Here is a 14,688-nt window from a genome sequence, read left to right on the forward strand (position 1 = left end):
CATACCTGTAAGTTTAAAGCTTTCGGAGATATTGTCACCATGCCAAAGTTAAAACTATCATCACGCACCCTCAGGGCCTACTTGAGTTTGGGCGGCCTGATTACTATCGTCATGATAGCCTATTATTGGTATCTGCAAAAACCGCTGGCCGATGTGATATCTCCACCTCCTGTACCAGTCCATGTGACCGAAGTACAACAACGCGATGTGCCGATCATGATCCCGGCGATCGGTAATGTCCGCTCACTGCATAGCGTCGAGATTCGATCTCAGGTAGATGGAATATTGCTCGAAATACTGGTCAACGAAGGGCAACTCGTCAAGGAAGGCGACCTGTTGGCGCGTATCGACGATCGCGCAATTGTTGCCGCACTTGAGCAAGCTAAAGCGCAGCAAACCGTCGCGCAGGCCCAACTGACGGCCGCTAACGTAGATCTACAACGCTATCGGGCGCTAGGTGAGATACAAGCCATCTCAGGCCAGACCCTTGATCAGCAAATTGCTCTGGTTGCCCAATTACGCGCAACTGTTCAAAGCCAACAATCGAGCGTACTCGCCAATCAAGTACAACTTTCTTACACCCGAATTTATTCACCCGTTACGGGACGCGTCGGTATTCGCAACGTTCATCAAGGCAGCTACGTACAAGCAAATAATGCGCAAGCCTTGTTCTCAGTGATTCAACTGGACCCGATCAGCATTGAGGCCTATCTCCCTCAAGCCAGATTGGCACAGCTGCAGTCATTGGCAAGCCAATTGGAACAACTTCGTACCCCCATACTGGCGTACTCAAACCACGAAGGTGCACTTTTGAGCGAGGGTTATCTCACCCTTATTGACAATCGAATTACAGATACAACCGGAACCTTGAGGATCAAAGGCAACTTTGCTAATTCACAGGGACGCTTATGGCCAGACCAGTCCGTAGTTGTCAAAGTGCAGGCTGAAACATTGCTCAACGCCTTGGTGGTTCCACAACGTGCATTACGCCAGGGGGTAAAAGGCAGTTTTGTCTGGCTGATCAAAGAGGGCAAGGCGCTTCCCTATCCCGTGCAAGTGACTTACTCCGATGCGGAGATCGCCGTCGTCGAAGGCATTCAGGCCGGTGATACAGTCATTTCTGATGGTTACTCACGTTTACGTCCGCAAATCCAAATTCGTATTGTCGAGACCAGCGACAGCGGGCTGCCTCCCGTTGCGAAAGGAGGCGCTTGATTATGACAAAGTCCAGTGTTTACTCATGGTGTCTCAATCACCCCATAGGCACCATACTGCTGACCTTGGCCGTTGCAATGCTGGGCGTGATCGCCTACCCGCGCCTGTCGATCGCTCCACTACCTGAAGCTGACTTTCCGACCATTCAGATTACCGCCAATTTGCCCGGCGCCAGTGCTCAAACCATGGCCTCTTCAGTGGCCACCCCTCTTGAAGTAGAGCTCAGCTCAATCTCCGGCATCAGTGAAATGACATCATCCAGCTCTCTGGGCGCAGTGGTGTTGACGTTGCAATTTAATCTTGAAAAAAATATCGACACGGCTGCCCAAGAGGTTCAGGCCTCAATCAACAACGCATCAGCACGCCTTCCCGACGACATGCCCAGTTTGCCTGTATGGCGCAAGGTTAATCCCGCTGACGGCCCAGTTCTGATTCTCAGCGCACATTCAACCAACATGTCGTTGATTGAAGTCAGTGATCTTGCAGAAACTGTATTGTCGCGCCAGCTTAGCCAGGTAGAAGGTGTGGGCCAGATCAGCATCGTAGGCCAGCGTCGCCCGGCGATCCGGATCCAGGCGCGTCCTGAGGTGCTTGCAGCAGCTAGTGTGTCGCTTTCCGACATCCGCGAAGCTGTACAACGAGCGAGCGTCAACTTACCCAAGGGTGCGCTGTTCGGAGCAAACCGGGTATCCACACTAGAGGTTAACGACCAACTGTTTGAACCTGAGGAATATGGCGACGTAATCGTCGCCTACCGCAACGGCTCGGCGGTTCATGTACGCGACCTTGCAACCGTCACCCTAGGGTCACAGGAAGACTACACCGAAGCTTGGCCAAACGGCCTGCCGGGGGTGGCCTTAGTGATTCGACGTCAACCACAAGCCAATATCGTCGCCACCGTTGACCGTATTCAAAACGCCCTGCCCAAACTCCAAGCTGCATTACCCGCAGACATGGTGGTAGAAGTCTTGAATGACCGTACCCGTACCATCCGCTCTTCCTTGCATGAGGTGCAATTGACCTTGGCTGTCGCCATCGTTCTGGTGCTGGGGGTGATGGCCCTGTTCTTACGCCAGTGGTCAGCCACGCTGATCGTCACCACCGTACTGGGCGTATCACTGGTATCGACATTCGGGGTGATGTACCTCGCGGGATTTACCTTGAACAACCTGACGCTAGTCGCCATCGTCATTTCGGTTGGCTTCATCGTCGACGATGCCATCGTGGTCATTGAAAACATCCATCGCCACCTGGAGCTGGGCGAAGACAAAAGAACGGCAGCATTGAAGGGCATCCAGGAGATTGGCTTCACTGTCGTCTCGATCAGCGTGTCATTGATCGCTGCCTTTACGCCTTTACTGTTTATGGGCGGCGTGATCGGGAGGCTGTTCCGTGAGTTTGCCCTGACGGCCGTTGCCGCGGTCACCATTTCGGTCATCGTCTGCCTGACACTTGCGCCTACGCTGGCGTCTCTGTTCATGAAGGCGCCAGTCCATCATCAAACCTCCAAAAAAGGACCGTTCGCCAGACTGATGGGCGCCTATGACCGAACGCTGACTTGGGCATTGGGGCATCAGCGCATTGTATTAGGTGTATTTCTGGGCAGCGTGCTGCTGAGCGGGGCCAGTTTCGTGATGATCCCAAAGGGGTTCTTTCCACTACAAGACACCGCTTTCATCATGGGGTTTTCCCAAGCCTCTCCAGATATTTCCTATGACGAAATGGTGGCCAAACACAAACAATTGGAAGCGATCTTCAGCAAAGATCCGGCAATCATCAGCTACAACCATGCAGTTGGCGGCAGCATGACGGATTCGATCAGCAACGGCCGCATGTGGCTGGTGTTGAGTGATCCAGGGAGGCGCGATGCGACAGTCAGCCAAGTCATCGATCGACTCCGTCCGCAATTGGCACAAATACCAGGTATCCAGGTTTTCTTGCGTGCTGTCCAAGACATCAACCTCAGCGCTGGTCAGCCCAGGGCCCAATACCAATACGTGCTTCGGGCTCAAAGCAGCGATGAGTTGGCGACTTGGACCACCGCCCTGACCGACCGACTTCGGGACAGCCCGTTATTCCTGGACGTCTCCCACGACTTGCAACTGGACGCCAACGTTACCCGCATCACCCTGGATCGCAACGAGGCCGCCCGCTACGGCTTTACCGCTCAAGATCTTGATAATGCGCTGTACGATGCCTTTGGCCAACGACAAATTTCCGAATATCAGACAGAGGTGAATCAATACCAAGTAGTGCTTGAACTCGATGGCGCGCAACGCGGTAACATCGACAGCCTGAGCTATTTTCATCTGCGCGCTCCGCAGACCGGCGAGATGGTGCCGCTACTGGCATTTGCCCGGGTGGAACCACCCCAAAATGGGCCTCTCGTGATCAATCACAATGGCATGCTGCCGGCTTCCAACCTGTCGTTCAACCTGACTCCCGGTGTGGCCTTGGGCGAGGCGGTCAAAGCCCTGCAGAGCATCGAGGCAGATCTCGGTGTGCCTGCGTCAGTGAGCGGCACCTTCCAGGGCTCGGCACAGGCATTTCAATCGTCCTTGGCTAACCAACCCTTCTTGATCGTAGCGGCACTGTTGGCCGTCTACATCATTCTGGGTGTGCTGTATGAAAGCCTGGTACATCCGTTGACGATCCTTTCCACCCTGCCCTCCGCCGGTATCGGCGCCATTTTATTGCTATGGGCCTGGCAGTTGGACTTCTCGATCATGGCGTTGATTGGTTTGATCATGCTGATCGGGATCGTCAAGAAAAACGGCATCCTGCTGATCGACTTCGCCATCCAGGCTCAACGTGAACAAAACCTGTCGGCGCAAGAAGCCATCCACCAAGCATGCCTGGTACGGGTTCGGCCGATTTTGATGACAACCCTGGCGGCCCTGCTTGGGGCCGTACCATTGATGATGGCGTTCGGTACTGGGGCTGAACTGCGTGAGCCGCTGGGTGTCGCTATTGTCGGCGGCTTGTTACTCAGCCAGGTGCTGACGATGTTGACGACCCCTGTGGTCTTTCTGGCCTTTGATCGGCTATCTCAGCGGCGCAAACAACATCAGGAGGTGCTGGAGCCTTTGAAGTAAATGACTCAACCAGCCCCGTCAATATGTGCTGGCTCTGCCGGTGAGTCGGATTCGACACCCCGACTCACCTCACTTCATCCGCACGCCTCACTCCGGTGAGTATTTGCGCCTCCTCACTTTGAGTCTGGAAAATGTCTACGGGGGCGGGCCAGTCCAATCTTTGAGCGACGCCCCATCAAAATCAGGAGTTCGCATGGGCCATAGACGACCTAAACCACTCAATTACAGGGGTGATTAGCGAGTTGTTACGATGCCGAGTGCGCAGTAGGTAACCGTGGTCATCGCGAATTACTGTCGGCCCTAACCGCACCAATAGACCATCCTGGATCGCCTGATCTACAAGCGCACCCCAACCGAGCGTGAGGCCTTTTCCTTGAATGGCAGCGTTCAAAAGCAATGGATAATTGTTAAAAGTGAAACTGGTTTTTTCATCAATTGAACGTATGCGTCCGGCCAACACACCTTCCTGACCCCGACGCCAAAGGCGATGGTGTCCACCTAATTTAAGTGGACACCATTTCTAGCCTTTTAAGCGGGTCTTTCCATGCAGCCACAACGCCGTTCCTACTCCAAATCCTTCAAGGCCCAGCTCATTCAAGAGTGTGCCCAGCCCGGCGCTTCGATTGCCAGCGTCGCACTCAGCCACAGCCTTAACGCGAACCTCGTCCACAAATGGATTCGAGTGCAAACGCAGAAAGCCATGGCGCTGCAACCTGCTTTCGTTCCGCTACCCTTGCAGCTAGCCGGAGGAAATTCGCAAGCTGCATCATCGAACATCTGCGTTGAAATCCAGCACCCGCGTGGCACCGTCAAAGTGAACTGGCCGACCGAAAGTGCTGCCGCCTGCGCCACCTTTCTGCGAGACCTGTTGCGATGATCCGCATCGACACCATCTGGCTCGCCACCGAGCCCATGGACATGCGCGCCGGCACCGACACTGCGATGGCTCGGGTGGTAGCAGTGTTCGGTGCGGCGCAGCCGCACTGTGCTTATCTGTTTGCCAACCGCCGTGCCAATCGCATGAAAGTGCTGGTGCACGACGGGCTGGGCATCTGGCTGGCGGCGCGCAGGCTGCATCAGGGCAAGTTCTTCTGGCCGGGTTCCCGGCACGGTTCGCAGATAGAATTGGGCTCCGAGCAACTGCATGCTCTGGTGCTAGGTTTGCCTTGGCAAAGGGTCGGGCCAGGCAACGCGATTTCCATCGTATAACTTCTGCCATGCCCCATCTGGCTGTGCAATTGTCCGATCAGCCTATCGTTGGTTTTGACCTGTTCTGGCAAAATCGGCGGCATGACTTCGCTCCCTGATCTCAATCACCTGACCCCTGAACAACTGCGCGCTCTGGCAGCGCAGTTGATGCAGCGTGTCGAGACGCTGGACCAACAAGTCGAAACAATGGGCAAGACCGTCGAGACCATGGGTAAGAGGATCCATCATGGTCAAACGGTGATCGAAAAGTTGAGCCACGAGATCGCGCAGCTCAAGCGCTTCAAATTTGCCAAGCGTAGCGAGCAGTTGAGTCCGGAGCAGGCCAGCTTGCTCGATGACTTGATCGATACCGATATCGCGGCGATTGAGGCTGAGCTTCAGGCCTTGCAAACAGCTCCAACTCCAACCGAGGCAAAGCAAAAGCCCAAGCGCGCTGCGTTGCCGCCGGAGTTTCCACGCACCCTGATCCATCACGAACCGGACAACACTCACTGCCCATGCGGCTGCGCCCTCAAGCGTATCGGTGAAGACGTCAGCGAGAAACTGGACTACACGCCCGGCGTGTTTACCGTGGAGCGTCACATTCGCGGCAAGTGGGTTTGTGATGACTGCGAAACGCTGATCCAGGCGCCGGTTCCGGCGCAGGTCATCGACAAGGGCATCCCCACCGCCGGGCTGCTAGCCCATGTGATGATCGCCAAGTTCGCCGACCATTTGCCGCTCTATCGCCAGGAGTCGATTTTTGGTCGAGCCGGTTTGGCCATCCCACGCTCAACCTTGGCCCAATGGGTTGGCGTTACTGGCGTGCAGTTACAGCCTCTGGTGGATGCGCTGCGCGATGTAGTGCTCGGGCAGCAGGTCATTCACGCCGATGAAACACCCGTGCAGATGCTAATGCCGGGCTCGAAAAAAACTCATCGTTCCTATGTCTGGGCCTACGCCACCAGCCAACTCTGCGAAACAGCGGCTGTCGTCTACGACTTCAGCCCCAGCCGCGCCGGTGAGCATGCTCGTAACTTTCTGCAAGACTGGAAGGGCAAGCTGGTCTGTGATGATTTCGGTGGCTACAAGGCCAGCTTTGAACTCGGCGTAACCGAAATCGGTTGCATGGCCCATGCAAGACGCAAGTTCTTCGAGCTACACGCCACCAACAAGAGCCAGCTCGCCGAGCAGGCCTTGCGCTACATCCAGTTACTTTACGAAATCGAAAGTGAGATCCGCGACCTTGAACCGGATTTTCGCCACCGAATACGGCAGGAAAAAGCTGTGCCGGTGATGGGTGCACTGCATGCCTGGATGATCGCCCAGCGCCTACTTGTGCACGATGGCTCGGCTATCAGCAAAGCACTGGATTACAGCCTGAAACGCTGGACGGCGCTGTCGCGCTATCTCGATGACGGGGCCGTACCCATCGACAATAACTGGTGCGAGAACCAGATCCGGCCATGGGCGTTGGGTCGCAAGAACTGGCTCTTTGCAGGTTCACTGCGCAGCGGCAAACGGGCTGCGGCGATCATGAGCTTGATCCAGTCGGCGCGGCTCAATGGGCATGATCCGTATGCTTATTTGAAGGACGTCCTCACGCGCCTGCCGACGCAGCGGGCGAGTGAGATTGCGGAGCTGCTGCCGCATAGATGGCAACCGGTTTAGTTGCGCAAGGCGGGATGCCCGGACGCATACAATTGAACCAAATCCTGCAAGGGCAGACCATCTCGCCCAATCCAGCCATCTTGGATTGCGCTCATCCATGTGAAGCAACACCAGCGACCTCAAGTCGCTCAGTGTTACGTCACTCCACAAACCGTGCTGCTGCGCAAAATCCGGGCTGCATACTGGAAAAACCTTCTCCGGCGCGATCATGATTTCGCTTTCCATTTTGGAGTCGCGTAGATCGAAGCTGATGGCCAAATCTACGTCATGCAAATTGGATATGTCATGCGAGTCCATGGGAAGAATTTGAAATCGTAAACCAGAAAATTCGAGTTGTAGAAGATGCAGCCTGGGTAATAGCCAAAGATGGGAAAAGCCAAAATTCGCAGAAATGGTAATCAATGGGACATGGTTAGAAAGGCCGGCTCGGACTCTTTCCAACGCAGAGTCTAAGTTGGAAAGCAAGGGCGATAGGTCTTCGTAGAAGCGCTTTCCACTGGCCGTTGGCCGCAGGTGATTGCCCGAGCGATCAAGCAAGGCTCCTCCCACCGTTTCCTCAAGGCTTCTGATTTGCTGTGAGATCGCAGGCTGAGTGGTGCCTATTTCCCTGGCCGCTGCGGTCATAGACCCGAGTCTAACTGCGGCCTCAAACGCCACCAGCGCCTTCATGGCAGGGAAAGTTTTTCTCTGTCCGCCCATAAGATTTATGCATGCCTCGTATAAGGTTTGAGCGTGTATCTCGGCCGCTAGCGACTCAGTAATCTTGGGCTTGAACCGAAATCTAAAACAAGAAAGCTCGGTCATCCTCACACACAAATTTGCTCTCTGCCAAGACCTACTGACCCAAGTTTACCTAGCTAGCACGCGGAGACGAATCATGCGCAAGGCCTTGTTTTATTTAGCTTTTTATGGATTTACCTTCACCTCTTTAAACGCGTTCGCGGCAGGCGATCCCGATCAGTGCAAGTCTATTCGATTGGCCGATCTTGGCTGGGCGGACAATGCTGCCAACAATGGAGTGACGATGGCCTTGGCTGAGTCCTTAGGCTACGCCCCAAGCAAAACGCTGGTCGCAGTGCCTATTGCTCTCGGGTCGATCCAAGCGGGAAAACTGGACGCGCTTCTCGACTATTGGTCGCCTTCCCTCGACCCCACCGTCATGCCATTGGTCAACGAAGGCAAGCTGCTCAAGCAACAGCCACCGAACATGACAGGTGCCAAGTACACTCTGGCAGTACCCACTTATCTTGCGGATCAGGGCCTTCATTCTTTCCAAGATCTCGCAAAATTTAAAGATCAGTTGGGTGGGAAAATTTATGGCATTGAGCCTGGAAGCGGTGGTAATTCATCCCTGAAGAAGATGATCGAAAAAAATCTCTATGGTTTGGGTAGCTTCACCCTGGTCGAGTCCAGCGAAACCGCAATGCGGATGGAGGTCTCACGCGCCATAGCACGCAAAAGGCCAATCGTATTTCTTGGCTGGGCGCCTCACCCGATGAACCTAGAATTCAAAATGACCTACCTTTCAGGCGGAGACGAAGTATTTGGCCCCGATTATGGTGCAGCCACTGTCTATACCGTTACGGCGCCCGATTACGCAACGCGTTGCCCGAATGCCGCGAAGCTTATCAGCAATATGCGCTTCGACACCGACATGGAAAGCGAAATCATGGTAGGCGTCCTGAACAAAAAAGACCCCGTCATGCTCGCGAAAGAATGGATCAAGAAGAATCCCGCCTGGCTGGAAAAATGGCTCGGCGGCGTTACGACGTTTGATGGGAAAGATGCTATGAGCGCGTCCCGCGCCTACTTTGGCATCTGACGTTAATCATTAGAAAAATGCATGGCTGGGATGCTGATTTCCCGCGTTTTCATCAAGCACACTTCTCTAAGGAAGGTCTGAAGTAAGCAGCCGTTTTTAACGGCCTCGCTGTCTGAGGTTCAAAAAACACCGACTTAATCGAAAATCAGACCTTTCCTCCTGTCAGTTCACTGTTTTTTGCGGAATAGCACCTTTTCAGGGCTCATTGTCCACATCACAGGCGCACCTCGCCTGCATTCAACAGTCGTTTTCGCATCATCCACAGGTTCGATAAGGCAAACAGTGTGGTCTGCTGCGCGGTGTTTTTCACCAAGCCTCGGAAGCGGACTTTCGTATAACCAAACTGGCGCTTGATCACCCTGAATGGATGCTCAACCTTGGCCCGGACTTGAGCTTTCGCGTATTCGATTTTGCGGCGCATGCGACCGATCAGGCTCTTTTTTGCATGCTTCTTATAGCTGCTGGGGCGCGCTGCGATCGACCAGATCATCTGGCGATGTTGATGCTCCGCACGCTTCTCCACGCCGGTGTAACCGGCATCGCCAGAGACGTAAGTTTCCTCGCCATGCAGCAACTGATCGACCTGAGTCACGTCCGCCACATTCGCCGCCGTGCCCACCACGCTATGTACCAGACCGGATTCAACATCGACACCGATGTGCGATTTCATCCCGAAATAGTACTGATTTCCTTTCTTTGTCTGGTGCATTTCGGGGTCGCGTTTACCGTCCTTGTTCTTGGTCGAACTGGGCGCATGAATGATCGTCGCATCGACCACAGTTCCCTGACGCAGCAGCAAACCTCGGTCGCCCAAATAGCCGTTGATGACCTGCAAAATCCCACCGGCCAGCTCATGTTTTTCCAACAGCCGGCGGAAGTTGAGGATCGTGGTTTCATCCGGAATCCGATCCAAATGCAGCCCGGCAAACTGGCGCAGAATCGTGGTTTCGTAGAGGGACTCTTCCATCGCCGGATCGCTGTAGCCGAACCAGTTTTGCATCAGATGAACCCGCAGCATGGCCATCAACGGATACGCCGGACGACCGCCTTCACCCTTCGGATAATGCGGCTCGATCAACGCAATCAGGCCTTTCCAGGGCACGACCTGATCCATCTCAATCAGGAAACGCTCACGGCGGGTCTGCTTACGTTTGCCTGCGTACTCGGCATCAGCGAAAGACATTTGCTTCATCGGGGCTCAACCGTTCAGTTCGTGGGACAGCCGTATCTCACCAGATTTGGAAGTCTTTTTCAGAGTTTCCCTAAAGAATGGGTTCACCTCCACTCTCAGGATCTGCAAAAAATGCAAGTCACCGAATTGAAAGTTCAACAGACTCCTCCTGCGCTCAAATTTTCCACCGGCCAGGATGAGTACGAGATTCCTGCGTTGTGGCTCCGTGAAAAAACCCAGGATCCAGAGTCGACAGACGCTAATACCCAGCAGCGCCTGTTCGATTCCCATCTCATTGATCCAGACGTTCAATTGACAGAAGTAGAGCCCCTTTCACAAGGGCGGGTTCGCATCGCTTTCAGCGACGGTCATAGTGCCCACTACACAACAGAGTATCTGCTGGCCGAAATTGTTGACGCCGACCACAGCCCGGCGCCCATTGCCTGGGATAGCAGTTTAGACCAGAGGTTGATTCGTCATGACTGGCGAGCACTGAGTGATAGCAAAGCATTTGAAGCAGCACTTATGGCCTATCTGCAATATGGCTACATCGTCCTTGCGAACGTCCCAAATACCCCTGAGCAGGTGCTCGAAGTAGGTCAAAAGTTCGGGTACATCAAGGAAACCAATTTTGGCACCTATTTCGAAGTTCGTTCAAAACCGAAGGCGAACGACTTAGCTTACAGCACAGTGAGCTTGGGCCCACATACCGATAATCCCTACCGTGACCCTGTGCCGGGCATCCAGCTCTTGCACTGCCTGGTCAACGAGACCTCCGGTGGGCTCTCGACAATGGTGGATAGCGTCAAGGTTGTGGATGCGCTTATGCAAGAAGACCCTGCAGGCTACATGCTCCTCAAAAACACTCCGGTTCGCTTTCGGTTCGTAGATAAAGGTGTAGAGCTCACCACCCGACGTCCGATGATCAAGACCGATGAGGCTGGGCGTACTCTTGGCGTGCACTACAGCCCACGGTTGGACAGTTTGCCGCTGCTGAGTGCCGACGAAGTACGGGCATTCCATAAAGCACGTAAGCGCTTGGCCGAGTTGTTCAATCATCCACATTATGAGGTGAGGTTCCGGCTAGCCGCAGGAGAGCTGATGTTTTTCGACAACAGCCGAGTCCTTCATGGCCGCACAAGCTTCAACCCGTCCGAAGGGGCAAGGCATCTGCAAGGATGCTACATAGACTTAGACGGGCCGCGTGAGCGTTTGAGCGAAATCATCAAACGATCCAAACAAACCGAAGAGGCCGCATGATATGGAGCAGGTCGAGTTCATTCGCATGAAAGATGGAACGTCCGAGGAATACCATTTCCTTGAGCATCTGGAGAGTGAGTTCAACAAAGGACTGGCTGATCGAATTTTGAATGCACTACAAGGGTTGGCCACTACGCTAAGCGGTTACAAAATCAACCGTCTTGAGCATTCTTTGCAAACGGCTGCCCGCGCTGAGGCAGACGGTGCAGATGAAGAGATGATCGTAGGCGCCTTGATCCACGACATCGGTGACGATCTCGCGCCGTATAACCACTCCCAGTACGCGGCATCAATCATACGACCTTACGTACGTGGCGAGGTTGCCTGGGTGCTGCATCATCATGGACTGTTCCAGAACTTCTACTATGCCCATTACTTTGGCGGGGATCGTAACGAGAGAGATCGCTACATAGACCATCCATGCTTCCAACTCTGCGCAGACTTTTGCGAGCGTTGGGATCAGGCCTCTTTTGATCCAGCGTTCCCAACCCCAAATCTGGAGCACTTTGCACCAATGGTCAGGAAAGTATTCTCTCGCAAACCGTTTGATCCCGAAGTGATAGGTGCTGAGTACCCGCTTGGCTGACCGACTGGTTATTGTCTATCCCGAGTCCGAAGGTACCTTAACCTTTGGGCTCGGGAACTATGGATTTAGTAATCATTCGGGATACGTTTTGCCCTTTTCCGACAAACGTGAAAGCGGGCTTGGATGGCTCCGTCGCTCCAACTGTATCCAATGATCGAGAAAGTTCAAGCTTCGGCAAACACGCCTTGCATAGTTAAACGGGCACCCACTTGTGCGGGAGCAACTCCGTAATCCCACTCGCCCGCTGCGTCGGTAAACGAGTCAGCACATCCTTCAACGCATACGGATCATGCCCGTTCACACGCACTAACTGAATCAAACTCATGATCGCCGACACCCGCTTGCCACTGCGCAGCGATCCATAAGCGAACGGAGCACGCCTACCGATCCCCCAAACTAAGGGCGATGGTGTCCGCCTATTTGGGCACCATCGCCCTTAGTTTGGGATCGGGTAGGTGGCTTCGCCGGACGGTTACGATCCAAACTCTCAAGGACTGAAATGTCGTGCAAGGCAAGGTGAAACTGAATCCAGGCGAAGAGCTGAAGTCCGAAAACTCCCGCACGAAGGGACTTATGGACTAGGAGTGGAGCAGATCACCAACTGTCAGTTACGGTGTTCTGCCCCATTTTCCTTAGGAAATAAAAATCCCGCCCCCATTCAGTTGAGTCATATCGACACCCACCAACATCACAGAGTTGTCGCCAAAAGACAGCACCGTGCTGTCTTCGACTGTCGAGACATAAGAGCGGTAATCGTAATCTTGGCTCAAGTCAGGCATGCCCATGAACACAAGTTTATCGCTAGCCTGGTAACCCTCGATTCTGTCGTTGCCGAAGAAACCATTGAACAGAAAGGTGTTGTTGCCACCTCCCGAAACCATCAGGTCATTGCCAGTACCGCCGACGAATACATCATTACCCTGACCACCGATCAAGTGATCGTCGCCGCCCAAACCGAACAACCAATCACCAGCAGCACGAGCGATGAGGGCATTGTCGTCCGCATCGCCTTTGGCGGACGAAGCGTACTGCGTCAATTCGGTACCGGCCAGAAGGCCATTATCGACTACCTGATAAGTGATCTCATAGGAACCCCAGGGGATTGAAGTCCACGGTATATAAGACGCTTCCTTGCTCACCAGCGCACCGATATCCCGGGTCATACTAATGCTGCCATACGCGTCGCTGATGTACAGCGTGCCATCGCCATCGTTGGCAAAGGCGAAGGAGTTCAGTGGCTTTTGCAACTCCAGGACGTTATCGCCTTGGCCACCTAGTATGATGTTGTAGCCGCCGTCATCGCGAAAACGATCATTGCCAGAACCACCTTCTAGGAAATCATTTCCAACTCCGCCCTTGAGCAGGTCGTTTCCTTCAGTACCAATAATGAAGGTATTGCCGATGTGTTTTTCAGCGTAGCGGTTCAGGTCTTGCACCCAAGTAGTTTCACGAGTGGCCTCTGTAAGGCTGGAGACGACGATGGTCGAATCCTTGCTGGTCAGGTCGTAGAAATCCGAGGAAGCGATACGCTCTAAGCCTTTGATGTAGCCGTCCAGGGAGTGAGCCTTGGCTACTCCCCAGTTAAGGCTATTGGGTAAGTTTGCCGGGAATGAGGCGTAATTATCAGTAAAGCTGACCAGGTTGTTGGTGGCCGAATCCCAAACCTTATCGTTACCCCAGAAGAGTGCCGAGGTGTTGATGCCTTTACCATCAATAGCCTTGAACACAGGGTCATTCTCATAGCCGATATTCAAGATCTGAGTATCACTCGAGCGTTGAGTAGGTGAGGCGAAGGTCACATAGTTTGCATCCTGATAGAAACCGCCCCAATTATCACGGCTCAAGGTTGCCAAGCTATTGGCCCCTAGTGCACCGAGGCTATGGCCAGTGACCAGAATATTTTTGCCAGTCAAGCCCTGGCTCGTGGCATAGCTGGCGACGTTCTCCAGCAACGCACTGAAGGCGAACTTGGCATAATTGGCGGCATACCCGGGAAGTGCGGCGGCAGCCAGGTCGCTGGCCACGTCGCCCAATCCATCCAGGGTCAAGGCAAAAGAAGTCCCACGAAAAGCAATCCCCATGGCAATCAACTTACCAACGCCATCGTATTGCCCCAAGATCTCGACGTTGGCGGAAGGCGCCAATGCTGTCTCGCCCCAAAAGGTACCTTGCTTGTCCACTTTCTGCGTCACGCCCAGGGCTTGTGCACCAATAGGCGCCCAGCCACCGATTGCCAGAGGTTGCCCGGTGGAATCATAAGCGTATTCGGATAAAGCCAAGGCGTCGTTCAGCAACGCCTTGGCGTCCTCGCCCGTCATGCTCTTGTAGTTAAAAACGCCCATACCCTTTGCCCTTTTCAGATGACTGTCTATGTGGCTTCAGCTCGGTTGGCCGGAATAAATTGAGGGTGGGATGGGAAAGGTTGTCAATTGTTACCTAAAAATCGAATAGCTGGCGGGATGATAAATCACTGACTCCAAGTAATACCCTACCCTGGGCTCTTAATCTACGAGGGCTCAAAGAGTGGGGCCGAGGCCGGAATTGAACCGGCGTAGGTAGATTTGCAATCCGGCAGGCAAACGTCAGCAGGCTGTGGCCTGTAGAGATATTTACTTCCGAAACCAACACCTACCCGATGAAGACCGCGCAGAATGCGGCCCAACTCCTTTATTTGGGAACT

Annotated in this window: 10 protein-coding genes and 2 pseudogenes; 8 read left to right on the forward strand and 4 right to left on the reverse strand. The window is 53.9% G+C overall.

The features are described 5' to 3' along the window. Positions 1-39 precede the first annotated feature (39 nt). From HZ99_RS05345 to tnpC, 5 genes are all read left to right on the forward strand, one after another. Positions 40-1,215: an efflux RND transporter periplasmic adaptor subunit gene (locus tag HZ99_RS05345; RefSeq protein ID WP_235205566.1), complete on the forward strand. Its 1,176-nt coding sequence runs from the start codon at positions 40-42 to the stop codon at positions 1,213-1,215. Then, positions 1,215-4,310, forward strand: a complete 3,096-nt coding sequence (locus HZ99_RS05350; RefSeq protein ID WP_200876637.1) for an efflux RND transporter permease subunit — start codon at positions 1,215-1,217, stop codon at positions 4,308-4,310. Before HZ99_RS05345 ends, HZ99_RS05350 begins: the two co-directional genes overlap by 1 nt. Positions 4,311-4,854: 544 nt before the next feature. Beyond that, entirely contained in the window at positions 4,855-5,187 is a 333-nt protein-coding gene (gene tnpA / locus HZ99_RS28370) for an IS66-like element accessory protein TnpA (RefSeq protein ID WP_038441717.1), read from the forward strand. After that, positions 5,184-5,519, forward strand: coding sequence for an IS66 family insertion sequence element accessory protein TnpB (tnpB, locus tag HZ99_RS28375; protein WP_038441718.1), 336 nt, complete (start codon positions 5,184-5,186; stop codon positions 5,517-5,519). The genes tnpA and tnpB overlap by 4 nt, the downstream gene beginning before the upstream one ends. A gap of 81 nt (positions 5,520-5,600) precedes the next feature. Next, positions 5,601-7,169 carry an IS66 family transposase gene (tnpC, locus tag HZ99_RS29150; protein WP_038441719.1) on the forward strand — a complete coding sequence of 523 codons (1,569 nt, stop codon included), beginning with the start codon at positions 5,601-5,603 and terminating at the stop codon, positions 7,167-7,169. Positions 7,170-7,184: 15 nt separating this feature from the next. On the opposite strand, the pseudogene HZ99_RS29495 reads toward tnpC, so the two are convergent. Continuing rightward, positions 7,185-7,973 (reverse strand): annotated as a pseudogene (locus HZ99_RS29495) (LysR family transcriptional regulator); the annotation flags it as partial. A gap of 73 nt (positions 7,974-8,046) precedes the next feature. Here HZ99_RS29495 and choX point away from each other — a divergent pair. Next, positions 8,047-8,991, forward strand: a complete 945-nt coding sequence (gene choX, locus HZ99_RS05370; protein ID WP_051903077.1) for a choline ABC transporter substrate-binding protein — start codon at positions 8,047-8,049, stop codon at positions 8,989-8,991. A gap of 214 nt (positions 8,992-9,205) precedes the next feature. Here the strand turns inward: choX and HZ99_RS05375 are convergent, their stop codons facing one another. Continuing rightward, the gene (locus tag HZ99_RS05375; protein WP_033902000.1) at positions 9,206-10,183 is read right to left on the reverse strand and encodes an IS5 family transposase; all 978 of its coding nucleotides are present in this window, start codon (positions 10,181-10,183) and stop codon (positions 9,206-9,208) included. 111 nt (positions 10,184-10,294) lie between these two features. Here HZ99_RS05375 and HZ99_RS05380 point away from each other — a divergent pair, with 111 nt between their 5' ends. Then, a complete protein-coding gene (locus HZ99_RS05380; RefSeq protein ID WP_038441720.1) occupies positions 10,295-11,422 on the forward strand; it encodes a TauD/TfdA family dioxygenase in 1,128 nt (375 codons plus the stop codon). Position 11,423: 1 nt separating this feature from the next. Next, positions 11,424-12,008 carry an HD domain-containing protein gene (locus HZ99_RS05385; RefSeq protein WP_038441721.1) on the forward strand — a complete coding sequence of 195 codons (585 nt, stop codon included), beginning with the start codon at positions 11,424-11,426 and terminating at the stop codon, positions 12,006-12,008. Between the two features lie 193 nt (positions 12,009-12,201). On the opposite strand, the pseudogene HZ99_RS27605 reads toward HZ99_RS05385, so the two are convergent. Together HZ99_RS27605 and HZ99_RS05390 are read right to left on the reverse strand one after the other, a co-directional pair. Continuing rightward, positions 12,202-12,372 (reverse strand): annotated as a pseudogene (locus HZ99_RS27605) (transposase domain-containing protein); the annotation flags it as partial. Between the two features lie 268 nt (positions 12,373-12,640). Then, a complete protein-coding gene (locus tag HZ99_RS05390; protein WP_038441722.1) occupies positions 12,641-14,350 on the reverse strand; it encodes a polyurethanase in 1,710 nt (569 codons plus the stop codon). Positions 14,351-14,688: the final 338 nt, after the last annotated feature.

Origin of the sequence: Pseudomonas fluorescens, from assembly GCF_000730425.1 — a bacterium.
Classification (GTDB): Bacteria; Pseudomonadota; Gammaproteobacteria; order Pseudomonadales; family Pseudomonadaceae; genus Aquipseudomonas; species Aquipseudomonas fluorescens_X.